Genomic DNA, 25555 nt, shown 5'->3' with positions numbered 1-25555 from the left:
CCGCAGGGATCAGCCGTGACAGGCCAAGGTGGCTACCGCGCTCAGGCGGCAGCGCGCACCTCCTCTTGGTTGCTGGTGCCTTCGATGTAGCGTCCATTGTCGCCGCGGATCTCGATCTTGCGCGGCTTCATGGCCTCTGGCACCTCACGCACCAAGTCGATGTGCAAAAGCCCGTTCTCAAGCCTTGCGTCGACCACCTTCACATAGTCGGCGAGCTGGAAGCGCCGCTCGAAGCTGCGGGTCGCAATGCCTCGATAGAGGTAGCGACGGGCATCCTCTGCGTCGTCCTGCTGGCGCGAGCCGGTCACCGTGAGCAGGTTCTCTTTGGTCTCAAGACCAAGATCGCTTTCGGCGAAGCCGGCGACCGCCATGGTGATGCGGTACTTGTTCTCGTCCTCGACCTCGACATTGTAGGGCGGATAACCGCCAGCCTCGGTGCGATAGGCATTCTCGAGCGAGGGCGCCATCCGATCGAAGCCGATCATGGAACGGAACAGGGGTGAGAAGTCGATGGTTGTCATCTGCATATCCTCCAAATGAGCAATATGGGTTGGTTTGGCGTTCCAGAGGAACCGCCGGCTGAATGCAAACGCCGTGTTGGCCGTCTGCGTTATGTAAAGTAGCGCAGTCTTCCGAGCTTTGCAAGACAACATGAACAGATTGTAATCTTTGCTGGGCGTGGAGATGAAAAAGCTTTGAAAAACAGTCTATTTATGGTAGTGGGATAGGCGGTCAGCGAAGTTCGTGCCACTGACTATCCTGAGGGTGTGTCCATGATTCTCCAGAGGGAGGCGTCATGCATCAGGCCGATTGTGGAGGCTTGCCAGAGGCGCAGCAGGTCGCCGGGGTTGTCGAACGCTCGCTGGCTCGGCTTGGGCGAGCCTTATCATCTGACCCCGGTCGCGCCGGCGTGCGCTCAGCCCCGTCCTCCGCCCCAGAGGCTCGGCTGGACCAGCCATCAGCTGGCGCCAACCGCGCTCGCGCATCTCTTCGTCTCGCTGTATGGCGAGCCGCCACGGCTGCAGCAGTTGGCGATTGGGGCCGAGGCCTTTGCGCTCGGGAGCGCGCTTTCAAAGCGGGCCGAGTCTCATCTCGCCATCGCCTCGGCTGGGCTGCTTGAGAAGCTGCCACACGCGCCAACGGCGGCTGATTAACATCCCTGGTCGGCGACGTCGTCCAGCGGCTGGCTGAGGACATCGCGGGACTGTTTCGCGCGCTCGATGCCGCCAAGTGAAAACCGCCAGACCTGCTCGATGATCGCGTCGAGCCGCTCGGCAACCGAAGGGCGTTCCGGATGCAGCCGCGAGATGATCGGCATCGCATGATGGTAGTACAGGATTTGCCCAATCACACTCGCGGCGCAGTCAATCGTCAGCGGATCGGTGGGGCTGGTCTCAAGGAGGGCGGCAATGATCTCGTAGAGCGTGCGGGCGTCGGGCTCGAAGTGCTCGGTCACGATGCGATCAAGAGCCTCGGTTGGACGCACCATCTCGTTGAGATAGAGCCTGCTAAGCTGTACCTGCCGGTCGCTATTGTCCTTGCAGCAAAAGATCTCTTCGAAGAGGGTCCGAATGTGCACGCGCAACCGCAGATCGGGCGCGGAATCAGGTGGCAGGAAGGCGGTGCGTCGCTCACGCAGGGTCTCGAAGAGGTGGCCGTAGATGGCTTCATAGAGTGTGCGCTTATCGCCGAAATGATAATGCACCGCAGCAACATTCGCGTCGGCACGGCCGCAGATCTCGCGAATGGTGGCGGCGCGATAACCATGCTCGGCAAAAACCTCGAGGGCTGCCTGCAGCAGCCGCTCACGCGTACGATTGTTACTGCCCCTGTCCGGCAAGATATTGCTCCTCTGCTGATGGCTGATGGCTAAGTGTAGATGATCGCGGGGATTGGGTTTTCGGTCGTCTTGTCATGGTTAATCCTGTGCCGGCGCTTCGTGTAGACTTTTAGCGCCTACTGAATCGATGGCAACATCGATGGCGATATCAATGGCGATCGCTGGCGTTGGCCGTCCAACCTCCGCGAAACGAAAGGCCTACTGTTAGGGGGTTGAGCCGCTTGGAGAATGACAGTCGTACGCAAGAGCGCCCTGGCTCGGAGAGCCTAGAGGGTTCCTCGGGAAAGGCCCCAGAAGCAGAAGGGTCACGACATCGGAAGCAGCGAGCGCCCTCTCGCGCAAGTCAGCGACAAGGGTCTCGGGGGCTGTTCACGGGTGTGCTTGGCTGGCTTGCGCGGCTGGTCTCCGAGGGCCTAGCCATCCCGTTTGACTTGGCACTGATCGCTGCCTTTGGTGCGGCCCTTGTGCTCAACGCACTTGAGGCCGAGCTGCCGCAGGTGGACGGGCTGATCGATGTCGAGTTTGAGGAGCCACTGCGTATCTTTACCGCCAAGGGGGCGTTAATGGCGGAGTTTGGTGTTCAGCGTCGGCGTGCAGTGGCATTTGATGAGATCCCACCCCTGCTGATTCACGCCTTCATTGCGGTTGAGGATAGCCGCTTTTTCCAGCATGACGGCATCGACGCGATTGGCCTTGCCCGAGCCGCATTCAGTGTTGCGAGGAGTGGTGAGGCAACCCAAGGCGGTAGCACCATTAGCATGCAGGTCGCGAGGAACTTTTTCCTAAGCCGCGATAAGACCGTCAAACGCAAGCTCACCGAGATCCTGCTGGCTTGGAGGCTTGAGGCTAGGCTGAGCAAGGAAGCGATCCTCAGCCTTTACCTGAATAAGATCTTCTTCGGCCATCGCTCCTACGGGGTGGCGGCCGCGGCTGAGTTCTATTATCAGAAGACGCTGGACGAACTCACCCTTGCTGAGATGGCAATGCTTGCCGGGCTGCCACAAGCCCCCTCGGTGAACAATCCGCTGACCAATCCCGAGCGTGCGATCGCGCGGCGCAACTTTATTCTGGAGCGCATGCACGTCTTAGGCTACATCGATGAGACCGACCTTTTGCTCGCGATCACTGCGCCGCTGACGGCACAACGCTATGTCCCGGTCATCGAGCTCCGCGCCGATTACCTTGCTGAGATGGCGCGCCAGGAGATCGTTCAGCGTTATGGCGAAGAGGATGCCTATCGGCTCGGTTTGCGGGTCTATACCACGGTCGATGAGAACTTGCAGCGCGAGGCCGACGAGGCGTTGCGTCGAGGGCTCATGGCCTACAATCAGCGTCATGGCTACCATGGACCTGAAGCGAAGGTCGAGGATGTTGCGGAACTGAGTGTTGAGGCCCTCGACGCGCTCCTCGCCGAACGCCCTCAGGTTCCGGGCCTGCCCGTTGGGATCGTGATCAACGCAAGCGGTTCAATGGCGGAGGTCTACCTGGGCAAGGGCGAAACGCGCGGTCTAGGACTTGCGCAGGTCAAATGGGCGCGACCGTTCAAGACCGAGAACTGGCGGGGGCCGGCGCCGCGCCGGGTGACCGATGCTGTTGCGGTCGGCGACGTGATTCGGCTGCGTGAGGACAAGCCTGACGATTGGGTATTGGCTCAGGTCCCTAAGGTCGGCGGGGCCTTGGTGGCGCTAACGCCCGAGGATGGCGCCATTCGCGCCCTTTCCGGCGGCTATGCCTTTGAATGGAGCAAGTTCAACCGTGCCCTAGACGCGAAGCGGCAGCCGGGCTCGACCTTCAAGCCGTTCGTCTATGCGGCTGCTCTTGGCAAAGGCTATACGCCGGCCAGCCTGGTCAAGGATGAACGCTTCGAGATGCCCTCGGCCCAGGGCATGTGGCGACCGAAGAATGCCGACGGGAAGTTCATGGGGCCGATTCGCATCCGCGTCGCGCTGTCGAAGTCGCGTAACCTCGCCATCGTCAACCTCATCAACCGGATGAGCGTCAAGTATGCGCGTGAGTTTATCCAGAACTTCGGTTTCACGCTGGAGAGCATGCCGGTGGATATGTCGATGGCACTGGGCTCGGGCTCGATGACACCGCTCGAGCTAGCGCGAGGTTTTGCGGTCTTTGCCAATGGCGGCTATCGCGTGCTGCCTTATCTCATCGATCGCATTGAGGATGCGCGTGGCCAGATTCTGTACGATGCGCAGCCACCTCGAGCTTGCATGGAATGCTGGATTGAGAACGATGAGGAGGCGGCAAGGGTGCAGGCGGTCGGCGCCTCTGAAGGTCCCAAGGCGCCGCTGGCGATTGACCCCCGAATTGCCTACAACATGGACTCGATGCTCAAGGATGTGATCCTGAGCGGCACGGCAACGCGCGCCAAGCAGTTGAATCGCGATGATATCGCGGGGAAGACCGGCACCACGAATGAGTCGCGAGACTCCTGGTTTGCAGGCTATCAGCCAAGGCTGGTGACCGTGGTCTGGGTTGGCCGTGACGACAACAAGCCGCTCGGTAAAGGTGAGTGGGGCGGAACCGCGGCGCTCGGCATCTGGATCGACTTTATGCAAGATGCACTTGCCGATATTCCGGTGGCGACGATCAAGCGACCGGAAGGCATGGTGCCGGTGCGTATCAGTCTGAGCAGTGGTGATAAGACCCGTTCGAAGAGCAACAGCCGAATCGAGTACATTCGCGATGAGTACCAACTCATGACCTTGGGGCCAGACCCCGTGAGATACTCGGCGCCGGTCGCGCGGAAGAAAGCGGCCCCAAAGCGCACAGCGCCGCGGATGATGGACGAGTTGTTCTAGCGATGACTTTGAAGACCGCTGTGGGGCGATGATCGGTAAGGAGGCCGTGGGCACAGGCTAAGGTGCTCGCGCCATGAAGAGCAGGGCGTCTTGCTCAGTGTATAGCTCCACCGTGCAGGTGGCAGGAAGCACGAAGGCCGTGCCTGGTTCCAGCTCAAGCGGCGCCTGCCCCGCGCTGTGCAAGCTGAGTGGTCCATCCATGACCAGCCCGAGCCGCAGCCTGGCGCTGGTGCCGATGATTCCACTGTCGGCACTAGGGCCGATCTGGCGACGCTCTCGGGCACTGAGTTTGTGCCGCTCGAGCAGGAATTCGCTCGCAGGGGTTGGATAGGTTTGCGGCCGTCCAGGTCCCGCTGGCGGCTGGGCTTGGCGCGCCTCGCCGGGCGCCGGATCGACGCTCAGGGCCTTTAGCAAGGCGGGCACATCCATCTGCTTCGACGTGAGGCCGCCGCGCAGGACATTGTTCGAATTGGCCATCAGCTCGATTGCGGCGCCGCGCAGGTAGGCGTGAAGTTCTCCCGCGGGCAAGAAGAGGGCTTCGCCGGGATGCAGCCTGATGAGGTTCAGTAAGAGGAAGGAAAACAGGCCGCGGTCGCGGTGGCCGTTGATGGAAAATAGCCGATCGGCCTCGATCAGCCAAGCGCGACGTTCATTGGGGTCGAACGGGACAGCCGCCCGCTGTCGCCGCAGGCGCCTGATCAGCGGTGAGAGCAGGACGTCAACCTGCGTCTGCTCGAGCTGCATCAGCCACCGATAGAGGTCGAACAGCCCCGTCGCGCTCTGCGTGAACCGCGCTTGGAGCGGGGCGAGTTCGGGGGCTGCGGCCAGCTCGGTGCTGATCTCCTCCAAGGGCCGGAAGCCGCGTAGCGCGTAGAAATCGGTCAGCGCGACCAGCAGCTCAGGCTTATGGTTGCGATCACGGTAACTGCGCCGGGGATCGCTCAGCGGCAGCCCGATCGCGTCCTCTTGCTGATAGCCGGCAATCGCCTGTTCTCGGGTCGGATGCACCTGGATCGACAGCGGTTCGCGCACCGCCAGCAGCTTGAGTAGAAAGGGCAATTGGTGGCCGAAGCGCACTGCCGATTCGGCGCCGAGCAGAGTCCTTGGAGCCGCGGCGATGAGTTCCGCCAGTGATAATCGGCAACCGCCGAGCTGAACGGTCGAGAGGAGGTCTGGGTGGGCGCCGATCCAGAGCTCGGCGAAGGGCAGTCGACGCGGGTTGCGAACACCCATGAGCTTTGGGATGAAATCCGGATCACCCCAGCTGTAATGCTGAACACCGCAGTGTAGGGGCAAGGGTCTTGGTGCTGCCTTGAAGTCGCTGATGGCGTTGTTGAGAATCCATTGCCTGCACGTTTGGGCAATGCGACTGCTATGGGCGCATCGGTTGGAGTTCATCGCAACGGCATTCCAGTCGGCAAGGCGTTGGCTGCGAGTCTATTGCCTGACGATAGCGGGTTCGGCGAAGCGGTTCCAGTGCCTAATGACCCTGGGAAAGCGCTCTGATGCCAGTGCTCGCTGCAGCGGATATGCCCGCTGTAGCGGGTTTACCGCGGATCGGCCGATAAGGCGAGCTGGATGGATCAGGATCTTGCCCGATGAGCCCGAGCGACTGGTGCGCCAGTTGCAAGCATCGATGTCTGCTCAGGACCCCGTCTTCTGCTGCGGCGGGATCGGTGCAACTCCGGATGACTACACCCGCGCCTGTGTGGCAGCCGCTGCTGCTGTGACCTTGGAACGGCATGCAGAGGCGGCGATGCTGATCGAGAACCGTTTCGGCGCCGATGCCTATCCGCAGCGTATCCGAATGGCGGACCTGCCAGCTGGGGCCTCGTTGATCCCCAATTTGGTCAATCAGGTGCCGGGATTTGGACACCTAACCCACTTCATGATGCGCGAGCGGATAACCGCTGTCACGGTAGTAAAGATAGCGTTTGCGGCCTGCTTGACGGATCTCGGTGTCATGATCGAGCGGTTCGCACAGGCGCTCGAAGCGGCTAAAGAAGGGCGGGGCTTCGGGGCTCGGGCTGAGATTGATCAGTACCTGGTCTTCGGCCTCCGGTTGACCATCGGTGCTGATCAGGATCGGGGTCAGCGCTGGGTCGGTCTCGCCGACCAGCCCATGCGGCAAGAAGCTGTCTTCGCGGAAGCTCCAGAGCAGGCGGTCGAGGTGGCGCGCCTGCTGTGATGCCGGGCAGTAGATCAGCACCCTTGGTGGTTGTTCACCTGCGGGCGCGCTTTTGTAGATGCGCTCCACCAGTCGGCAGCTGAGCCCGAAGCGGTCGCTGCGGCTGCTCTCCTTGAGGACGTAGAAATCGACCCTGGTCATGACGTGGGTCCCAACCGCAAGATTGGCTGCGATGAGGCTGGAGGGGCCCGCCGCAGCCAGTTCGGTTGGCTCAGGGGCTTAGGCGCCTTGTCCAGCACGATCGAGCAGAAATTGGCTCAACAGCGGCACGGGTCGCCCGGTTGCGCCTTTCTCCTTGCCGGTGAGCCAGGCGGTGCCGGCGATATCCAGATGGGCCCAGGTGTAGGCCTTGGTATAGCGCGACAGGAAGCAGGCGGCGGTGATGGCGCCGCCGTCGCGGCCGCCGATGTTGGCCATGTCGGCGAAGTTGCTATCGAGCTGTTGCTGGTAATCGTCCCACAGCGGCATGCGCCAGACGCGATCGGCGCTCGCCTCGCCGGCCTGGGTGAGCGCCTCGGCGAGGGCATCATCATTCGCGAACAGCCCGGATGGATGCCGCCCAAGGCCGACGATGCAAGCACCGGTGAGGGTCGCCATGTCGACCACCAGAGCCGGTTCGAAGCGTTCGACATAGGTGAGCGCGTCGCAGAGGATCAGCCGGCCCTCGGCATCGGTGTTGAGGATCTCGATAGTCTGGCCGGAGAGGCTGGTGACGATGTCGCCCGGCTTATTGGCGGCGCCATCGGGCAGGTTCTCGGAGGCCGGCACCACGCCGATGACGTTGATCGGCAGATCCAGCGCACAGAGCGCGCGCAGCGTGCCAATGACGCTGGCGCCGCCGCACATATCGTACTTCATCTCGTCCATGGCCTCGGAGGGCTTGATCGAGATACCGCCGGCGTCAAAGGTCAGCCCCTTGCCGACCAGTACGATCGGCTTGTCTTCGTCGCTGCCACCGCGGTAGTGCATGATGATCAGTTTAGCCGGCTCTCGACTGCCGCGGCTGACTGAGAGTAGGGCGCCCATGCCGAGTTCGGCCATGGCGTCCTCGTCCAGCACCTCGGTTTCCAGCTTGGCGGAGTGTTCGCTAACGCCAACGGCCTGCTCGGCGAGATAGCTCGGGGTGCAGATGTTACCGGGCAGGTTGCCCAGATCACGCGCGAGCGCGACGCCCTCGGCGATGGCCAGCCCCTGCGCGACACCATGCTCAGCGGACTCGGCCTGCGAGGTATCCCCGATCCAGCAGTCGAGCTCGGCGAGCGGTGACGGCGACTCTGGAGCAGGCTTTTTGGTCTGGGTATAACGGTAGGCGCTTTGTGCGGCGAGCAGGACCGTATGGCGAACGCACTGGCCGCAATCCATGCCGTTTGGCTCGAGTGCTGTCAGGGTGCATAGGGCGCTTGTGAGCCGGGCGCTATCGAGCCTCGCCAGTGCGGCTTTCATCGCCTTTTCGTAGGCGCTGCGATCAAATTCTTCGTGTTTGCCGCAGTTGACCAACATGAGCCGTTCGGCCTTGACCCCAGCGAGGCTGTAGAGCATGAGGTTGCTGCCGGTCTTACCGTCGAGATCGCCTTTCTCGAGCACGCGGGTCAATGCACCATGGCTGGCGGTATCAACAGTCTTCGCCGCTTCCGAGAGCTGACGCTCACTGAAAACGCCGAGGATCAGGCAAGGGGTCTCGAGCTGAGTCAGGTCACCGTGGGTGATCTTGGATTGCATGGGGGCTCCTGGGGCTGCTGGCCGAAGGCTTGCGTTAGGATTTCTGTTGGATTGGACCTGTCGTTGTCAGTGCCGTCGTGACCATGATCCAAAAGACAGGCCTTGTCAGCCTCTGTCCTGATGCAGGCAGGTCAACACCCCGAGCGGTGACGCGCCCTGCATACTAGGGAGGCGATTCTTGAACGGCAGGGGAAGGCAGGATCGGTCTATCATGTGTCTGCAGTCTACAGGAATCGGCACCGCAGCCGCAGTGACTGAATCCTCTGGCTGCGCCTGCGACCTCCGCTAATCGGCATCATTCGTCCACCCTTAGGAAAGAGCCGTTGCGCATCCTCGATCGCTATCTCGCCAGTGCCGTGATCGGCGGTACCCTTGGGACTTTGGCTGTGCTGTTGCCCTTGTTGGCGGTGTTCGTGCTTGCCGATGAGATGGGTCAGGTGGGCTCGAGCGGATATGAGCTGGCGGACGCGTTCTGGTTCGTGACGCTCAGGATGCCGCGCTACCTCTATCAAGTGTTCCCGATTGCAACGCTGATCGGCGCGCTGGTCGGCCTGGGCCAACTCGCCGCGCGCTCAGAGTTGGTTGCGATGCGGGCCGCGGGGCTGTCGATTGCGCGGATCGTGCGGGGGGCAATGCTCGGCGGCCTGCTGCTGGCGCTGCTTGCCACTGCGGTTGGCGAACTAGTAGCGCCTGCCGCCGAACAACGTGCATTGGCGGTCCGAGCAACCGCGACCAGCGGCGATGCGGTCAAGATCAGCGGTCGCGGCTTCTGGGCGCGCGACGGCCATGCCTTCATCAAGGTGCGCCAGATTGAGCCGGGGGCTAAGCTGTCCGACATTGATATCTTCGTGATTGAAGACCATCACCTGACCTCGGCAACGCAGGCACGCGAGGCTCGTTACCAGGACGGCCATTGGGTCTTGTCCGATCTCGAGCGCAGCCTCATCGGTCGCGAGCGCGTCGATGTCGAGCGGCTCGATCGTGCGCGCTGGGAGTCGCTGCTCAATCCGCGCTTACTCGAGGTGATCGTGGTCGAGCCACAGGCGCTCCCGATCTGGGGGCTGTACCGCTATCTGCGCTACATGCAGGAGACCGAGCAGGACGCCGGCATGCATGCGGTGGCGTTCTGGAGCAAGGTGGTGCAGCCGTTGCTGATCCTGGCGATGATCTTTGTGGCGATCCCGGTGTTGCTGGGCTCAGCACGAAGCACCGGCACCGGGATCAAATTGTTCATCGGTGTCGCCCTCGGCATCCTGTTCTATCTGGTCAGCCGGACCTTTACCTACCTGGCCTTGCTCTATGGCTTGAGCCCGGCTCTGGCGGCCTTCGCGCCGCTGATACTGTTCACGCTCGGGGCGCTGATCTTGCTGCGGCGGGTGGGCTAAGTGGCTGTCCATCAATTGGGGCAGGTCCCAGCCCGGTCCCTGAGCACAGGAACCCTGTTCTTAAAAACCTAGACAATCTCTAAGGTCAGGTTAGGGCACAATGCAAGGGTTCTGCTAAGCGATAGGCCCAGTCGCTCTGAGGTTTAAACGATGCGCTATCCGACCATCGAAGATCAAGTCGGCAATACTCCGCTGGTGCGGTTGCAACGCCTGCCGGGGGAGACCAGCAATCTGATCCTGGCCAAGCTTGAGGGCAATAATCCGGCTGGCTCGGTCAAGGATCGCGCCGCGCTGAGCATGATCCGCCACGCCGAGCAGCGCGGCGCGATTCAGCCTGGCGATACCCTGATCGAGGCGACCAGCGGCAACACCGGCATCGCGCTGGCGATGGCGGCGGCGATCAAGGGCTATCGAATGTTGCTGATCATGCCCGAGCACATGAGTGTCGAGCGCCGCCAGACAATGGCGGCCTTTGGTGCGGAGATTCGGCTGACGCCCAAGGCCGGCAGTATGGAGGCGGCGATCGACCTGGCCCGTGAGCTCGAGGAGCAGGGGGTTGGCCTGCGCTTGGATCAATTCTCGAACCAGGACAATCCGCTCGCTCATTATGAGGGCACCGGCCCTGAGATCTGGCGCGACACCGATGGCAGAGTGACGCACTTCGTCAGTGCCATGGGGACGACGGGCACCATCATGGGGACCAGTCGCTATCTGAAGGCCCAGAATCCGGCTGTGCAGATCATCGGCGTACAGCCCGAGGAGGGCTCGAGCATCCCAGGTATTCGGCGTTGGCCCGAGGCCTATCTGCCGAAGATCTATGAGGCCACCCGGGTCGACCGCATCATCGATGTGTCACAAACCGAGGCCGAGGAGACCATGCGCGCATTGGCCGCGCGCGAGGGGATCTTCGCCGGGGTCTCTTCGGGCGGCGCCTTGGCCGCCGCGCTCAAGCTGTCCACCGAGGTGCGTGATGCGGTTGTAGTGGCGATTGTCTGTGATCGCGGCGATCGCTATCTCTCAACTGGGGTCTATCCCGAGCCCTAGCAGGCCGGCGTTGGCCGAGGTGAGCCGGCGGACGCTAGACGCTCGGTTCCGCGCTGTTTTGGGGCACAGTCAGATGAGGCTGCCGGTGGTGATCAGTTTCATCACCTCGATGCCGATCAGTGCGCCGATCACCACGATGACCAAGAAGGTCAACAACAATGAGCGGCTGATGCGGCGGTTGATGTCTTTGCCCTGCTGCTCGATCACTTCCTGTAAGTGCGGGAAGTGTTTCTCCTGCCCCTGCGAACGCTTATCGGTGGCCTCGATGCGTTTTTCCAGCCGCGAGAGGCGTTGCTCAATCTCGTCGCGAATGCTCGTCAAGCGCGTCTCGCTGCTTTCCTGCTGACGTTCGATCGTCTGCTGGATCCCCGAGACGCGTCTATCGAGCTGCTCACCTTGGCGTTTGATCAAACGGCGCTGCTGCTCGAGGGCCTCTTCGATGGCCTCAAGCCGTTCAAGCTGGTCTTGCTGATTGCGTACCGGGCTGATGAGGGCAAGCTCTTCGAGCCAGTCGCCGAGGTTCTCTTTGATGAAACTGATGTCTTTTTGGCGAAGCGTCATGATGGTGTTGGGATGGGTCGTCAGCTCTGAGTTGTGGTGCTTTATGGTACCAGTGTGGGCTCGGCCTGCGGCATCAAGCGAGGCGCGTTATGATCGGCGCCGACATATGTGGGACGAAATTTAGAGGTATGGGACGATGAGCCGGAAGTCCAAGGCATTGCCGGCGGAGCCGATCGAGGCCGTGATCGAGTCGCTGGCCCATGATGGGCGTGGGATTGCGCGGGTCGAGGGCAAGACGGTGTTCGTGCACGGCGCCCTCGCCGGAGAACGGGTGCGGTTGCGACTGACCCGACGGCTGCGGCGCCATGATGAGGCGGTGGTGACCGAGGTGCTGGAGCCCTCGGCGCAGCGGGTCGAGCCGCGTTGTGCGCACTTTGGCGTCTGTGGCGGCTGTGCGCTGCAACAGATGGATGCGGCAGCGCAGATCGAGAACAAGCAGGCAATCCTGGCCGATGTGTTGCAACGAATCGGCGGGCTGGCGCCGGCGCGCTGGCTGCCGCCACTGGCGGCTGTGGATGCTGAGGGACATTGGGGCTATCGGCGCAAGGCGCGACTCGGGGTGCGCTGGGTGGCCAAGAAGGGTCGGGTATTGGTTGGCTTCCGCGAGCGCGGCTCGAGCTTCATCGCTGATGTGCAACGCTGTGAGGTGTTGCATCCGGCGGTCGGTACACGGCTAGAGGCGTTGGCGCGGCTGATCGAGGGCCTGAGTCTCCGCGAGCGCCTACCGCAGATCGAGGTGGCGCAGGGCGATGGGCCGGTGGTGCTGGTGTTTCGGGTGTTGGCGCCGCCATCGGCCGCCGATTGTGATCGGTTGTTGAGCTTTGCCGCCGAGACCGGGTTCCATGTCTATCTGCAGGAAGGTGGCGTCGAGACCGTCCGCCCGCTGCCCGGACAGGCGGTTGAGCTCAGCTATCGCCTGCCGAATCAAGGATTGACGCTCGCCTTCGAGCCAAACGATTTCACCCAGGTCAATCTGGAGCTGAATCGGCAGATGATCGATCAGGCGCTGGCGCTGCTCGATCCACAGCCTGATGAGCGCCTGCTCGATCTATTCTGCGGGCTTGGCAATTTCACCCTGCCGCTCGCCCGCCGGGCGCGTGAGCTAGTGGGCGTGGAGGGCGATGCGGGCCTAGTGGCGCGGGCTGAGGCCAATGCGGTGCGTAATGGGATTGAGAATGCCCGCTTTTATACGGCGGATCTCTACGCGCAGGCCTCGCTGCCAACCATGACGGCACCCCCCTGGCTCGATCAGCCATTCGATAAGGCGCTGCTGGACCCACCGCGCAGTGGTGCACTTGAGGTGCTCGATTGGCTCGCTAACTCGGGCGTGCAACGCATCCTCTATGTCTCCTGCTATCCGGCGACTTTGGCGCGCGATGCCGCCAAGCTGGTCGGTGAGCTGGGTTTTCGCCTCGAGGCCGCGGGCGCGATGGATATGTTCCCGCACACCGCGCATCTGGAAGCGATGGCGCTGTTCGAGCGGCGCTAGCGATAGACGCGTGATGCGTTCTGTTGCCGGCGAAAAGACCTCATCGGTCTTGCGCGGGGATTTGGGGTAATGTGTGGGCAGGCCCTTAGCCTACAGCTGATAGAGGCTGTTCAGATGGCGATTGAGATCGAGCGCAAGTTCCTGGTTTGCAATGAGGGTTGGCGCGAGCAGGTGCTGTCTGAGACGCATCTGATGCAGGGCTATCTGGCCTCGACACCGGTGCTGACGGTGCGAGTCCGGCTCGACGGGGGCCAGGGACGCTTGACGATCAAGGGCGCGACGCGCGGGATCAGTCGCAGCGAATACGAGTATCCGATCCCCGCCGAGGATGCTCAAGCCATGCTGCGCGAGCTGGCCGAGACCGCGATTATCGACAAGATTCGGCATCGCGTGCGCTGCGGCGATCACCTTTGGGAGGTGGATCTGTTCGCTGGTGAGAATGCGGGCTTGGTATTGGCCGAGATCGAGCTGGAGACTGAAAGCGAGTCCTTCGAGCGGCCCGCCTGGCTCGGTGCCGAGGTCAGCGACGACCCGCGCTATTACAACGCCAATCTGGCGCGACATCCGTTCAAGGACTGGCGAGAGTCCTAGTGAGACGGTTGAGGGCGCGCGGCATTGACGAGCGGCTGCATGCTGCGGAGGTCGCGGTTCCGAGCCTGAGGGCGCTGCGACTGCCGCTGCCCTTGCGCCTTGTCATGCGCTTGGTCTTGCACTTGCCGCCGCTCGCCCTCATCGCCCTCGTTGGCATCAACAGCGTCCTCGTGCTGGTCGGTTGCGCGGAGCCTGATGATGCCAGGGCGATTGTGCTTGCCGTTTCCCAGGCGCCAGCGAATCTGGACCCTCGCTTGGCGACGGATGCTACCTCCGAGCGGGTTAATCGGCTGCTCTATGCGCGCCTGGTGGAGCTGGACGAAACCGGACGGCCGATCCCCGGTATCGCGCGTTGGGAGCAGTTGTCGCCTTTGCAGTATCGCTTCGAGCTCAAACCTGATCTACCAAGGTTCAGCGATGGCCAGCGGGTGACGAGTGCCGATGTGGCCGCGACCTATCGCTCGATCCTCGACCCAGCGCTGGCATCGCCGCATCGGGCGCCGCTGGCGTTGATTGAGCGCATCGAGGAGCTGGATCAGCGTCGGCTCCTATTTCACCTCTCGGAGCCTGATCCGCTGTTTCCCGCCTACCTCGGCCTTGGCATCCTGCCGGCCGAGCAGGTTGCGGCTGGGCATCCGTTCCAGCGCCGCCCGATCGGCAGCGGGGTGCTGCGTTTGATTGCCTGGCCAACGGCGGATCGGCTGGAACTTGAGCGCCGTCGCGACGGGCAGCGGCTGCGCTTAGTCCGGGTCAAGGACCCGAATGTCCGCGTCATGAAGCTGCTGCGCGGCGAGGTCGATCTGCTGCAGAACGATCTACCGCCGGAGTTGGTCGGCCTGTTGCGCGAGCGTCCGGGGATTCAGGTGTTGACGGCGGCGGGGATCAACTTCTCCTATCTCGGCTTTAATCTTGCTGATCCGGTCACTGGTGATCCGCGGGTGCGTCGAGCGATCGCGCACGCCATCGATCGCGAGGCGATCCTGCGCTGGCTGTTCCGAGATCAAGGCCGGCTTGCCGAGGCCCTGCTGCCGCCTGAGCATTGGGCTGGGGCGGCTGGGCTTTCAGCCTACGATTATGATCCTGCCCAGGCGAAAAGGCTGTTGGCCGAGGCTGGTTATGCCAAGGACCTGCCCTTGGCGCTCTCTTATAAGACCTCGAGCGATCCATTCCGGCTGCGGCTCGCAAGCCTGTTGCAGGCGCAACTGGCGGCAGTCGGGATCGATCTCGAGATCCAAAGCTACGACTGGGGCACCTTCTTCGGCGATATCAAGGCCGGGCGTTTTCAGCTGTTTGGTCTCACCTGGGTGGGGATTCGGCTGCCCGACATCTTCCGTTATGTCTTCCATAGCGACTCGACGCCCCCGGGCGGAGCCAACCGCGGATACTACCTGAGCCCAGAGGCGGACCAGCTGATCGACACCGCCCGCCGCGAGCCTGATCTGGAGCGGCAGGCCAGTCTCTATCGGGAGCTCCAGTCGTTGTTGCACCGGGACCTCCCCTATATGCCGCTCTGGTACGAGGATCAGATTGCGGTGCTGAGAGACGGACTAATCGGCTATCGGTTGGCACCAGATGGGAATTACGACGGGCTAGCCGAGGTTAAACGGGCCGGGATCGAACGGGCTGAGCCGCGTTAGCCTGTCTGTCCAGCCTGTCTATCCGCAGCGGACGCTTGTCGGTCGCGGTCTGTCGCCTAGGCGCCGCGATGACTCGTTGTCGCATCGAAGACCCAAGGGAGTGGATGACCCGCAACCTTGCACTGCTCGATGAGGTCGGCACACTGGTCTTGCTTGACAATGATTTGCTCGGTACTAAACTTTTCTTTTACATTGGGTTAGAAAGTCTTTATCGGGTAAAATGTCAAAAGCGCTCAGGATCTCCCGTTCCTTCCATCGAACGCGTCGAGTGCAGCGGTCGCGGCTATTGGGCGCCTTGTTGGGCTCGTCCCTCGTCCTGATCGGTTGTGCAAGTACGCCTAGCTCCTCCTCCTTGGCCCGACGTGTTGAGGTTGCCGGCGAAACCTTCGATCTCAGCAATCTTGAGCCCAAACGGGCCAATGTTGTGATGGCGGCGCTGTCGCAGGTTGGGACTCCCTATGTCTACGGAGGAGAGACCCCTTATCAGGCCCTTGATTGTAGTGGGCTGATGCTGGTCGCCCATCAGGCGGCGGGGATGAGCATTCCGCGCGTCTCGACTCAGCAACAGGCCGCGGCAAGGCCGCTGCGCGGTCACCCGAAGCCGGGTGATCTCGTCTTCTTCAAGACCGGGCCGAACCAGTATCATGTTGGCCTCATGGTCGATGGGGAGCGCTTTGTCCATGCCTCCACCTCGAAGCGCCACGTCCGGCTCGCGAATCTCGGCAGCCACTACTGGCGCGAGCGGTTCCGCGGGGCTGGAAGCTACCTGTAACGACTCAGCCCCTGAGCGTTGATGAGTATAGGAACAGCCAAGGGCCTGGTAACCTGCGTGAGGCTGGAACAGGCTTCTCGCTCAGCTGTCTACTGAAACGGATTTGGCGATCGATCCATCGCGCCCGGTCGACTCAACCGAGCGTTGCTCTCGCCTTTTCCGGGCCGTTCGTGCAAAATGGCCGGCGGTCCGGGCCTGCGTGGTGACACCGGGCCGTTCGAGCAATCTTAGTCCACGCTCTGAAGGAGACGTCAGAATGTCCGATAAGCCAATGAACAAGAGCCGTCGCGACGCCGTCAAGATGATGCTTGGTGGTCTTGCCTCGGTGCCGCTGGTTAACCTGGTTGGCATCGCCGCCGCCCAGGCGCAGGATCTGCCGCACGTTGATCCGGCAACCGATCCGACTGCACAGGCGCTGAAGTATCATCATGAGGCAACCGAGGCCGACCGCGCTGCCGCGGCGCGTCCAGGTTTGCCTGCAGAAGAGCAGTTCTGCAACAACTGTCAGTTCGTGTTGGCTGACTCTGGCGAGTGGCGCCCCTGCAGTCTGTTCCCCGGTAAGGCCGTGCATGAGACCGGCTGGTGTGCATCTTGGACCCTCAAGGCCGGTTAATTTGGCCTTGTTGTCCTGCCGTGGCCTCTGAGCCCGGCCCGGGGCGCCTCGCGCCCCGCTCCCCTTGAGATCCGACGTGACTTGTTCGCTCAGTCCCTCTCAGTCCATCCCCACGAGCCGGTCCCCACGAGCTGATCCAGGCCAGCCGCTAGCGCTTGACTTGACCGCTATCCTTGTACTAAGTGATCGTGGCACTAGGGGATCGTCATCGACGATTCTGCCCCAGGCTCCCGGTTGTTTCCCCCGGCAACTCTAGTGTTGAGCCTGCTGCTGCAACCTCCTACTCTCAACCCAATGGCAACGTCGCCCAGCGAATGTCTGCGTGGCTGCGATGTGCTGCGATGTGTTTTTTCTGATTGGATCTGAGTCATGAGTCTCGCGCTGCTGCCAGTCACTCGCCAACTGCTGATTCGCATGCTGCTCTGGGCGCTGATTGGCGCCATTTACGCGCCTTTGTTCATCGTTCTCGAAGCACTGCTCGAGCCTTACCTGGGGCCGCTCTCCTTTGTCGTTGCAGCCACTGGTGCGGGGGCGATCGGTGCCTCCTACTACAGCGCGCGACAGGCTGCCTTGGCTGCGAGCTTGATTGGTGTCGTGACGACCCTGTTCGTGCTGATCGCGTTCTATGAGCAGGCGGTGTTCTGGCACGCAGCGCTGCTCTGCGGGGTACTCGGCCTGGCGACAGGGCTGCTGATCGAGTTCCCGAGTCGCTGTACGGCTAACGTACCGGCGAAGGCCTTGGTCGGTGCCCTCAGTGGGGCCCTCTCCGGTGCTGCGCTGTCGCTGTTGGTGGTTCTGGGGTTTGATCTCTCTCCTGTAGTCGCGGTGGCCTTTTTGGTCTCTGTCAATGGCGTCATCTACGTTGCCTCGTTGCGGACTGTTGCGACCACGGCCGGCGGTTTGCCGCGGCGCTGGTGCCCGGTGGCCGAGGGGCTGGTGATTGGGGTTGTTGCGGTCATCGTCGGCGGTAGCTTCTGGGCCTTCGCGAGTCTGTTATCCGGCTACGACCGGCCAGGCTTCTTTCTCCAGGTGGTCGAGAGCACCTCGTCGGCATTGCCGCTTGCCGTGGCGGTGGGCATCGCCGCTGGAAGTGTGACAGGTGCGTTACTGGAACTGTTTGACTTTGCCTGGGTCGACGACCTCTGATGGCATTTAAGCAGGTCGACTGGCTGTTCTGTCCTGGTCTGCGCGCATGACCGGGCGCAAAGGCGATCGCCGCTGGATGCAACGGCATCTCAGCGATCCCTATGTGCAGCAGGCGCAGCGGGATGGTTATCGCTCGCGGGCGGCCTATAAGCTGATCGAGCTTGATCAGCGCGATCGTTTCTTGCGCTCGGGGCAATGCGTGGTGGACCTTGGTGCGGCGCCTGGTGGCTGGTCGCAGGTGGTGGCCAAGCGCATCGGACCCAAAGGCGCCTTAGTGGCGATCGACCTGCTCGAGATGGAGCCCATTGCTGGTGTCGAGATCCTCCGTGGCGACTTTCGCGAAGCAGAGGATTTGGCGCTGCTGAGTGAACGGATTGGCGACAGCGGTGTCGATCTTGTGCTTTCGGATATGGCCCCAAACCTGTCTGGTATGCCGGCGGTCGATCAGCCGAGGATGATGTATCTCGTTGAGCTAAGCGTTGATTTTGCAGTGCAGTATGCCAAACCGGGGAGTAGCCTGGTGATTAAGGCATTCCAAGGCGAGGGCTTTGATATCGCACTGAAAGACCTTAAACAACATTACCAGCAGGTCAAAATCCGAAAGCCAAGTGCCTCTCGGGCGGCAAGCCGGGAGGTTTACCTGGTAGCGAAAGGACGTCAAGTCCGGTAACGTCCACCTAACCTTATCCATTTTTGCGATTCTCGAGCCGCTCCGCTTGGGCATCGCAGTGCTTCAAGAGGCCGATGCCGTGAGCGACATGGCGAAAAATCTGATTCTTTGGGTGGTCATCGCGATCGTGCTGATGTCCGTGTTCAACAATTTCACGGCCACTCAGACGGGTCCACAGACCCTGGCCTACTCCGATTTCATCGACCAAGTCCGTCAAGGGCAGGTGAAAGAGGTGACGGTGCAAGGGCGCACGATCGATGGTGTCAACCAGAACGGTCAGCGCTTTACCACCTTTAGCCCCGGCGATGACGGCATGGTCGGCGATCTGCTTAACAATAATGTTGAGATACGCGCTGCACCGCCAGAGAAGCCCTCGGTGCTGATGCAGATCCTGATCAACTGGTTCCCGCTCTTCATCCTGATCGGCCTCTGGATCTTCTTCATGCGGCAGATGCAGGGCGGCGGCGGCGGTCGTGGCGCCATGTCGTTCGGCAAGAGCAAGGCGCGCATGCTGAGTGAGGATCAGGTCAAGGTGACCTTTGCCGATATGGCCGGTGCCGAGGAAGCTAAGGATGAGGTGGTCGAGGTCGTCGACTTCCTCAAGGACCCGTCCAAGTTCCAGAAGCTAGGGGGTAAGATTCCGAAGGGCGTGCTGATGGTAGGGCCTCCGGGTACCGGCAAGACACTGCTCGCGCGCGCCATCGCTGGCGAGGCCAAGGTGCCGTTCTTTACCATCTCGGGCTCGGATTTCGTCGAGATGTTCGTCGGTGTTGGCGCCTCGCGGGTCCGCGACATGTTCGAGCAGGCTAAGAAGCACGCGCCCTGCATCATCTTCATCGATGAGATCGATGCCGTCGGTCGTCACCGCGGTGCGGGGCTGGGCGGCGGACATGATGAGCGCGAGCAGACCCTCAACCAGCTGCTGGTCGAGATGGACGGCTTCGAGGGGAACGAGGGCGTGATCGTGATCGCGGCGACCAACCGGCCTGATGTGCTCGATCCAGCCTTGCTGCGCCCGGGCCGTTTTGATCGCCAGGTGGTGGTGCCTCTACCGGATGTGCGTGGCCGCGAGCAGGTGCTCAAGGTCCACATGCGTAAGATCCCAACCGCCGAGGATGTGACGCCCTCGCTGATTGCGCGTGGCACCCCGGGCTTCTCCGGCGCGGATCTGGCCAACCTGGTGAACGAGGCGGCTCTGTTCGCTGCCCGCGCCAATAAGCGCTTGGTCGACATGGAAGACCTCGAGAAGGCCAAGGACAAGATCATGATGGGCGCCGAGCGCCGCTCGATGGTCATGTCCGAAGACGAGAAGAAGCTGACCGCCTATCACGAGTCCGGGCACGCAATCGTCGGCCGACTGGTGCCGCAGCATGATCCGGTGCACAAGGTCAGCATTATTCCGCGCGGTCGTGCGCTGGGTGTGACCCTATTCTTGCCCGAGGACGACCGCTTCAGCTACAGCAAGCAGCGTCTCGAGAGTCAAATCTCGAGCCTGTTTGGCGGGCGGCTGGCGGAAGAACTGATCTTTGGTCCGGAGATGGTCACCACCGGCGCCTCGAACGACATCCAGCGTGCGACGGATATTGCTCACAACATGGTCACCAAATGGGGCCTGTCCGATAAGCTGGGTCCATTGACCTATAGCGAGGACGAGCAAGAGGTCTTCTTGGGTCATTCGGTGACACAGCACAAGTCGGTGTCGGACGAGACGACCCATCTGATCGACAAGGAGGTCCGAAGCTTCATTGATCGTAACTATGAGCGGGCGAAGACAATCCTCGTCGAGCACATGGATCATCTGCACGCGATGGCCGCGGCCTTGATGAAGTACGAGACCATCGATGCCGAGCAGATCAACGACATCATGGAGGGTCGGGAGCCAAGGCCGCCGAAGGATTGGAACAGTGACGAGCCGAAGCGTCCGGGTGGCAGTGCAACCGCGCCGGTCACGCCATCAACCGATGGCCGTCCCGCCTCTGGCCCGATCGGCGGTCCCGCGGGCGAGCACTGATGGACTTCGGCCTGCTCAACCCTCGCCCTTGATGATGAGGGTACTGCAGTGTGGGGCTCGGTCGATTGATTTGACCGAGCCCCATGTCATGGGCATCTTGAACATCACCCCCGACTCCTTCTCGGACGGGGGTGATTTCGTTTCTATTGAGCGCGCACTCGAGCATGCTGAGCGGATGGTTGCCGAGGGCGCGACGATCATCGACGTTGGCGGTGAGTCGACGCGCCCGGGTGCTGAGCCTGTCGCTGAGGCGCTTGAGATCGAGCGGGTGGTGCCGGTGATCGAGGCGCTCGCGTCGCGGATCGAGGCGCCGATCTCCGTCGATACCTCCAAGCCCGAGGTGATGCGTGCGGCGGCCGGTGCCGGCGCAAGCTTGATCAACGATGTTTATGCATTGCGGGTGCCAGGGGCGCTGGATGTGGCAGCGGAGACCGGTCTTCCGGTCTGCCTGATGCACATGCAGGGCGAGCCCCGCAGAATGCAGCAGCAACCGCAATACGCGGATGTGGTTGCCGATGTGATCGCGTTCCTAGCGGCGCGGGTCGCTGCCTGCGAGCAGGTGGGTATCCCGCGCCATCGGCTGTTGGTTGATCCCGGTTTTGGCTTTGGTAAGACGCTCGCGCATAATCTCACCCTGCTGGCGCGTTTAGAGCAGCTTGCTGTACTCGAGCTGCCGTTGCTCGTTGGCCTGTCACGCAAATCGATGCTTGGCGCGCTCACCGGGCGTGATGTACGCGGCCGAGTGCCGGCTGGGGTTGCGGCAGCCACGCTTGCACTCGCGCGCGGGGCTGCAATCATTCGCACCCATGACGTTGCGGCGACCTCTGATGCCCTCCGGGTTTACCTTGCAGTCGCCGCGATAGAGTGTTGAAGTGGTGAGTGGTGCTGTTGGCTCGATAACGGCTGTTGGTCGTCACGAATTACAAAGGTGAACAGTTGAAGCGCAAGTATTTCGGCACCGATGGGATTCGGGGTCGCGTCGGCGATCCGAGTGTGAGCCCTGACTTTGTCGTCAAGCTGGGCTGGGCGGCTGGCCGTGTGTTCGGTCAAGGCAACGGCAGCAGTACGGTCTTGATCGGCAAGGACACGCGCATCTCTGGCTACATGTTCGAGTCGGCCCTCGAGGCGGGCTTGGTTGCGGCCGGCGTGGATATCCGCCTGCTGGGACCGATGCCAACGCCCGGGGTTGCCTATCTGACGCGCACCTTTCGCGCCGCTGCCGGGATCGTCATCACCGCCTCGCACAATCCGTTCGATGACAACGGCATCAAATTCTTTTCCAGTGACGGCGACAAGCTGCCCGATGCGGTCGAGTACGCGATCGAAGCGGCGATTGATCAGCCTCTGCGCACGGTCCCCTCGTCCGATCTCGGGAAGGTCCGGCGTGTTGATGATGCGGCTGGGCGCTATATCGAGTTCTGTAAGGGCAGCATTCCGTCGTCGACGTCGCTCAAGGGGCTGAAGCTGGTCTTGGACTGCGCCAATGGGGCGACTTACAACGTCGCGCCCTACGTCTTCGAGGAGCTCGGCGCCGAAGTGGTCTCGATCGGCACCCATCCTGATGGGTTCAACATCAATCGCGAGGTGGGATCAACCAAGCCCGGTGCCTTGGCTGAGGCGGTCGTCGCCGAGGGTGCTGCGCTGGGTATCGCCTTCGACGGCGATGGTGATCGGCTGATGATGGTCGACGCCAATGGCCAACTGGTCGATGGTGATGCCTTGATCTACCTGATCGCTCAGTCACGGAGCAGCCTTGGGCAGGTTCGTGGACCCGTGGTGGGCACCCTGATGAGCAACCTCGGACTCGAGATCGCATTGCGCCGACTGGGCCTCGATTTCGTCCGCACCCAGGTTGGCGATCGCTACATCATGGAGCGACTCAAGGAAGAGGATGGCATACTCGGTGGCGAGCCTTCTGGCCACATCATCTGCCGGGATCGGACCACGACCGGTGACGGGATTATTGCCGCGCTGCAGGTCTTGCAGGCATTGACTGATTCCGGTACCACCCTAGCCGAAGCGGTGCGACCGGTCGAGCATTATCCGCAAGTCCTGATCAATGTTCGCCTGGAGCAGCGCACCGATGTGATGGCGCGTCCGCGCATACAGGAAGCGCTGCGCGCGGCCGAGGCCGAACTCGGCGATCAAGGCCGTATCCTGCTGCGTCTCTCCGGGACCGAGCCCTTGGTGAGGGTCATGGTCGAGGGCTTTGATGCCGCTCAGGTGCAGGCCCTAGCCGAAACGCTTGCTGGACTGGTACGTGACGAATTAGGGGCCTGAGCTGATGCAGACGACCTCGATTCACGGCATGTGGTCATCGCGACTCGCCTTCATCTTCGCGGCGACCGGCTCTGCTGTTGGTCTGGGTAATATTTGGCGTTTTCCCTATGCCGCCGGCGAGTATGGTGGGGGTGCCTTCGTGCTCGTCTATCTGCTCTGTGTCGCGGCCATCGGCGTTCCCATCATGATTGCCGAGGTCATGCTCGGGCGTCGCGGGCGGCAGAGTCCGATTAACACCATGCGTGCGCTCGCTGAGCAGGCGGGCGTCAGCCGCGTCTGGCAATTGCTCGGTTGGATGGGGATCTTGTCCGGATTCCTGATCCTGTCGTTTTACAGCGTCATTGCGGGCTGGACCCTGGCCTATGTGTTTCGGGCTGGCAGCGGTTTATTTGCGGGCATCGATGGGGCAGCCTCCGAAGCGATCTTCGGTGCCTTGATCGCGGACCCTGAACGGCTCTTGGCCTGGCATACCATCTTCATGGTCTTGGTGGTGATGGTCGTCGCGCGCGGTGTCGCGAGTGGCTTGGAAAAGGCCGTGCGCCTGCTGATGCCGACGCTATTCCTGTTGCTGATCGTCATGGTGCTTTATGCCGCGCAGGCTGGGGATTTTGGCACGGGTTTCGCGTACCTGTTCACCCCTGACTTCGGCGAGTTCAGGGCCAACGCTGGTGAGGCCATCTTGAGCGCCATGGGGCAGGCCTTTTTCAGTCTCAGTCTCGGCATGGGCGCGATCATGATCTATGGATCTTATCTCAGCAGCCATGCCTCGATTGGCGGTAACGTGGCGATCATCGCTGGGATGGATACCCTGGTGGCCCTGCTCGCTGGGCTGGCGATCTTCCCGATTGTGTTCGCCTACGGTCTCGAGCCAAGCTCTGGGCCTGGGCTGATCTTCCAGACCCTGCCGGTCGCCTTCGGGCAGATGCCGTTCGGGGCCTTTTTCGGGGTGCTGTTCTTCTTGTTGTTGGCATTTGCGGCCTGGACCTCGGCGATCTCCTTGCTAGAGCCGCTGGTGGCCTACCTGGTGGAGAATAAAGGCTTCAGCCGCGTGCGTGCATCCCTTCTCGCGGGGGTTGCGGTCTGGCTGCTGGGGATTGCCTGTCTGCTGTCGTTGAACGACTGGTCGAGCTTGACAGTCTTTGGGAAGGGCATTCTCGAGCTCTTCGATTACCTGACGGCCAATGTGCTGTTGCCGCTCGGTGGCATCTTCATCGCCATCTTCGTGGGTTGGGTGCTCGATGAGCAGGTGTTGAGAGAAGAGTTCAGCGTCACCAATGGCGCGCTGATGTTCCGTCTTTGGCGCGGCCTGATTCGCTGGCTTGCGCCCGTTTGTGTCATCCTGGTCTTTTTGAACGCAATTGGATTGATTTGACGTGCCGCAGGTAAAGAAAAGTGCGCTGGTGCGTCACTCGGCGCAAGAAATGTTTGATCTGGTGGCAGACGTGGAGGGCTATCCACGCTTCCTGCCTTGGTGTCATGCGGCGACCTTGCTGTCGCGTAACGAAGATGAGCTCTGTGGGCGCATCGAGGTCGCGCGGCTTGGCGTTCGGCAAGTGTTCTCGACCTGTAACAAACTTGAGCCACCAGAGCGCATGTATCTGGACCTCAAGGACGGTCCATTCCGCAAGCTCAGCGGCGTTTGGACCTTCACCCGCCTGCGAGAGGACGCCTGCAAGGTTGAGCTGGAGCTGGATTTCGAGTTCTCTGGTCGCCTCATCGACAAGGCCTTTGGCGGCGTCTTCGGGCAGATCGCGAATTCGATGGTCGATGCCTTTTGTCAACGAGCCGATGAGGTTTATGGTGATTGAACAGAGCGTTAATGTTGAAGTCGCTTATGCCCGTGAGCGGGCGCAGGCGCTGATTCCAGTGCAGGGCCAGCCTGGAATGACCCTCGCTGATGCCATCGAACGCTCCGGCATTCTCAGGCGTTTTCCCGAGATCGATCTCGATGTCAACAAGGTCGGCATCTTTGGCAAGGTGGCTAAGCTCGATCAAGTGCTAGCGAGCGGTGATCGGGTCGAGATCTATCCGCCGCTGCTCGCTGATCCGAAGCAGGCACGCAAGCAGCGCGCGACCGGCGCGACAGCCAAGGCTGAGGAAGAGAAGGCAAAGGAGACCGAGCGTCCAGCAGTGAGCGCCTGACCTGGCTCGGCCTCTCCTGGGCACGGGCGACGAAGAGGCGTGGCCGGATCGGACGCTCCTTAGGGTTAGGCAGGGCTAGTCGGCGGTCTCGACGCCAACGGCGTTCAGCGTGCGTGAGATGATGCCGCGGTCGTCTCGCCAATCCGGTACCTCGACGACGACTGTCTCCTCTGTCAGTGCCGCGAGTGCGGCAGCTGGGTCCGGCTGTGCGAAGCCCTCGATGCTCACGAGCCGATCCTCCTCGAACCAGAGCGTCAGCCGCTGGCTCTCCATCGGCTGATGCCCGCGGCGAATGGTGTAGATGTAATCCCAACGATTCGTGTGAAACATGTCGGTCAGCAGCGGCGTCCCGAGGAGATAGCGCACCTGCTCGCGGTTCATGCCGAGCTGGACCTGATTGACCATCCGCTCCGTAATGATGTTGCCTTGCTGCACCGTCATCTTGTAGACGAAGGGCAGGTTCGAGAGCATGGAGCCGCGTGGGCGATCCTCTTGTTTCTTGCCGCGAGCACAGCCGCTTGTCGCGAGGACCGGTACGAGGATCAGGATCGAGCTAAGAATGACAAGCCTTCGCATCAATCTGGTATAAAGCAGGGGTGGAATAAACGCTGATGGTACCGCACATGAGCGTACAGCATCAGATTCTCGAACAGA

The 25555-nt window shown here is 61.7% G+C and carries 24 protein-coding genes and 1 pseudogene; 18 read left to right on the top strand and 7 right to left on the bottom strand.

The genetic code is table 11. From position 1 onward, the window contains the following. Positions 1 to 41: 41 nt before the first annotated feature. The gene (locus VBE63_RS02000; protein WP_200242278.1) at positions 42 to 521 is read right to left on the bottom strand and encodes an Hsp20 family protein; all 480 of its coding nucleotides are present in this window, start codon (positions 519 to 521) and stop codon (positions 42 to 44) included. 327 nt (positions 522 to 848) lie between these two features. On the opposite strand from VBE63_RS02000, the gene VBE63_RS01995 reads away from it, so the two are divergent. After that, positions 849 to 1154 carry a hypothetical protein gene (locus VBE63_RS01995; protein ID WP_323681313.1) on the top strand — a complete coding sequence of 102 codons (306 nt, stop codon included), beginning with the start codon at positions 849 to 851 and terminating at the stop codon, positions 1152 to 1154. On the opposite strand, the gene VBE63_RS01990 is transcribed toward VBE63_RS01995, so the two are convergent. Next, positions 1151 to 1840 carry a TetR/AcrR family transcriptional regulator gene (locus tag VBE63_RS01990; protein ID WP_323681311.1) on the bottom strand — a complete coding sequence of 230 codons (690 nt, stop codon included), beginning with the start codon at positions 1838 to 1840 and terminating at the stop codon, positions 1151 to 1153. The genes VBE63_RS01995 and VBE63_RS01990 overlap by 4 nt on opposite strands. A gap of 377 nt (positions 1841 to 2217) precedes the next feature. On the opposite strand from VBE63_RS01990, the gene VBE63_RS01985 reads away from it, so the two are divergent. Further along, positions 2218 to 4653, top strand: coding sequence for a PBP1A family penicillin-binding protein (locus VBE63_RS01985; protein ID WP_323681310.1), 2436 nt, complete (start codon positions 2218 to 2220; stop codon positions 4651 to 4653). Positions 4654 to 4710: 57 nt separating this feature from the next. On the opposite strand, the gene manA is transcribed toward VBE63_RS01985, so the two are convergent. Beyond that, positions 4711 to 6051: a mannose-6-phosphate isomerase, class I gene (gene manA / locus VBE63_RS01980; protein ID WP_323681309.1), complete on the bottom strand. Its 1341-nt coding sequence runs from the start codon at positions 6049 to 6051 to the stop codon at positions 4711 to 4713. Between manA and VBE63_RS01975 the strand changes: the two are divergent. Continuing rightward, positions 5978 to 6484, top strand: a pseudogene (locus VBE63_RS01975) (molybdopterin-binding protein); the annotation flags it as partial. The gene manA and the pseudogene VBE63_RS01975 overlap by 74 nt on opposite strands. A 45-nt stretch (positions 6485 to 6529) precedes the next feature. Here the strand turns inward: VBE63_RS01975 and VBE63_RS01970 are convergent. Both VBE63_RS01970 and VBE63_RS01965 read right to left on the bottom strand, forming a co-directional pair. Further along, positions 6530 to 6982 (bottom strand): DNA polymerase III subunit chi, encoded by a 453-nt coding sequence (locus VBE63_RS01970; protein WP_323681308.1) that lies wholly within the window; start codon positions 6980 to 6982, stop codon positions 6530 to 6532. A gap of 78 nt (positions 6983 to 7060) precedes the next feature. Next, on the bottom strand, positions 7061 to 8560 hold the full coding sequence (locus VBE63_RS01965; RefSeq protein ID WP_323681307.1) for a leucyl aminopeptidase: 1500 nt from the start codon (positions 8558 to 8560) through the stop codon (positions 7061 to 7063). A gap of 323 nt (positions 8561 to 8883) precedes the next feature. Between VBE63_RS01965 and lptG the strand changes: the two genes are divergently transcribed. Beyond that, the gene (lptG, locus tag VBE63_RS01960) at positions 8884 to 9945 is read left to right on the top strand and encodes an LPS export ABC transporter permease LptG (RefSeq protein WP_323681306.1); all 1062 of its coding nucleotides are present in this window, start codon (positions 8884 to 8886) and stop codon (positions 9943 to 9945) included. 150 nt (positions 9946 to 10095) lie between these two features. Next, a complete protein-coding gene (gene cysM / locus VBE63_RS01955; RefSeq protein WP_323681305.1) occupies positions 10096 to 10989 on the top strand; it encodes a cysteine synthase CysM in 894 nt (297 codons plus the stop codon). 69 nt (positions 10990 to 11058) lie between these two features. Here the strand turns inward: cysM and VBE63_RS01950 are convergent, their stop codons facing one another. After that, on the bottom strand, positions 11059 to 11550 hold the full coding sequence (locus VBE63_RS01950; RefSeq protein ID WP_323681304.1) for a hypothetical protein: 492 nt from the start codon (positions 11548 to 11550) through the stop codon (positions 11059 to 11061). A gap of 136 nt (positions 11551 to 11686) precedes the next feature. Here VBE63_RS01950 and rlmD point away from each other — a divergent pair, with 136 nt between their 5' ends. The 13 genes from rlmD to VBE63_RS01885 all read left to right on the top strand — a co-directional run bounded on the left by rlmD (position 11687) and on the right by VBE63_RS01885 (position 24901). Beyond that, positions 11687 to 13039 carry a 23S rRNA (uracil(1939)-C(5))-methyltransferase RlmD gene (gene rlmD / locus VBE63_RS01945; protein WP_323681303.1) on the top strand — a complete coding sequence of 451 codons (1353 nt, stop codon included), beginning with the start codon at positions 11687 to 11689 and terminating at the stop codon, positions 13037 to 13039. A gap of 114 nt (positions 13040 to 13153) precedes the next feature. Beyond that, the gene (locus VBE63_RS01940) at positions 13154 to 13630 is read left to right on the top strand and encodes a CYTH domain-containing protein (protein ID WP_323681302.1); all 477 of its coding nucleotides are present in this window, start codon (positions 13154 to 13156) and stop codon (positions 13628 to 13630) included. Beyond that, positions 13630 to 15267, top strand: coding sequence for an ABC transporter substrate-binding protein (locus tag VBE63_RS01935; protein ID WP_323681301.1), 1638 nt, complete (start codon positions 13630 to 13632; stop codon positions 15265 to 15267). Before VBE63_RS01940 ends, VBE63_RS01935 begins: the two co-directional genes overlap by 1 nt. A 352-nt stretch (positions 15268 to 15619) precedes the next feature. Further along, complete coding sequence (locus VBE63_RS01930; RefSeq protein ID WP_323681300.1) at positions 15620 to 16039, top strand: C40 family peptidase; 420 nt, start codon at positions 15620 to 15622, stop codon at positions 16037 to 16039. A gap of 256 nt (positions 16040 to 16295) precedes the next feature. Next, a complete protein-coding gene (locus VBE63_RS01925; RefSeq protein WP_323681299.1) occupies positions 16296 to 16652 on the top strand; it encodes a high-potential iron-sulfur protein in 357 nt (118 codons plus the stop codon). 369 nt (positions 16653 to 17021) lie between these two features. Then, complete coding sequence (locus tag VBE63_RS01920) at positions 17022 to 17798, top strand: hypothetical protein (RefSeq protein ID WP_323681298.1); 777 nt, start codon at positions 17022 to 17024, stop codon at positions 17796 to 17798. A 46-nt stretch (positions 17799 to 17844) separates the two neighbouring features. Beyond that, a complete protein-coding gene (rlmE, locus tag VBE63_RS01915) occupies positions 17845 to 18468 on the top strand; it encodes a 23S rRNA (uridine(2552)-2'-O)-methyltransferase RlmE (RefSeq protein ID WP_323681297.1) in 624 nt (207 codons plus the stop codon). Positions 18469 to 18556: 88 nt separating this feature from the next. Beyond that, positions 18557 to 20479 carry an ATP-dependent zinc metalloprotease FtsH gene (gene ftsH, locus VBE63_RS01910; protein ID WP_323681346.1) on the top strand — a complete coding sequence of 641 codons (1923 nt, stop codon included), beginning with the start codon at positions 18557 to 18559 and terminating at the stop codon, positions 20477 to 20479. Between the two features lie 88 nt (positions 20480 to 20567). Then, positions 20568 to 21350: a dihydropteroate synthase gene (gene folP / locus VBE63_RS01905; RefSeq protein ID WP_323681296.1), complete on the top strand. Its 783-nt coding sequence runs from the start codon at positions 20568 to 20570 to the stop codon at positions 21348 to 21350. Positions 21351 to 21385: 35 nt separating this feature from the next. Then, positions 21386 to 22759 carry a phosphoglucosamine mutase gene (gene glmM, locus VBE63_RS01900; RefSeq protein WP_323681295.1) on the top strand — a complete coding sequence of 458 codons (1374 nt, stop codon included), beginning with the start codon at positions 21386 to 21388 and terminating at the stop codon, positions 22757 to 22759. Between the two features lies 1 nt (position 22760). Then, positions 22761 to 24131 carry a sodium-dependent transporter gene (locus VBE63_RS01895; RefSeq protein WP_323681345.1) on the top strand — a complete coding sequence of 457 codons (1371 nt, stop codon included), beginning with the start codon at positions 22761 to 22763 and terminating at the stop codon, positions 24129 to 24131. Position 24132: 1 nt separating this feature from the next. Next, positions 24133 to 24567, top strand: coding sequence for a type II toxin-antitoxin system RatA family toxin (locus VBE63_RS01890; protein WP_323681294.1), 435 nt, complete (start codon positions 24133 to 24135; stop codon positions 24565 to 24567). After that, positions 24557 to 24901: an RnfH family protein gene (locus tag VBE63_RS01885; RefSeq protein ID WP_323681293.1), complete on the top strand. Its 345-nt coding sequence runs from the start codon at positions 24557 to 24559 to the stop codon at positions 24899 to 24901. Before VBE63_RS01890 ends, VBE63_RS01885 begins: the two co-directional genes overlap by 11 nt. 75 nt (positions 24902 to 24976) lie before the next feature. Here VBE63_RS01885 and VBE63_RS01880 read toward each other — a convergent pair whose 3' ends face one another. Next, the gene (locus VBE63_RS01880) at positions 24977 to 25477 is read right to left on the bottom strand and encodes an outer membrane protein assembly factor BamE (protein WP_323681292.1); all 501 of its coding nucleotides are present in this window, start codon (positions 25475 to 25477) and stop codon (positions 24977 to 24979) included. Positions 25478 to 25555 lie beyond the last annotated feature (78 nt).

Source organism: Lamprobacter sp. (genome assembly GCF_034860625.1).
GTDB lineage: Bacteria > Pseudomonadota > Gammaproteobacteria > Chromatiales > Chromatiaceae > Lamprobacter.
The sequence above is the reverse complement of the archived record's forward strand: the minus strand, read 5'-3'. Positions and strand labels throughout refer to the sequence as shown.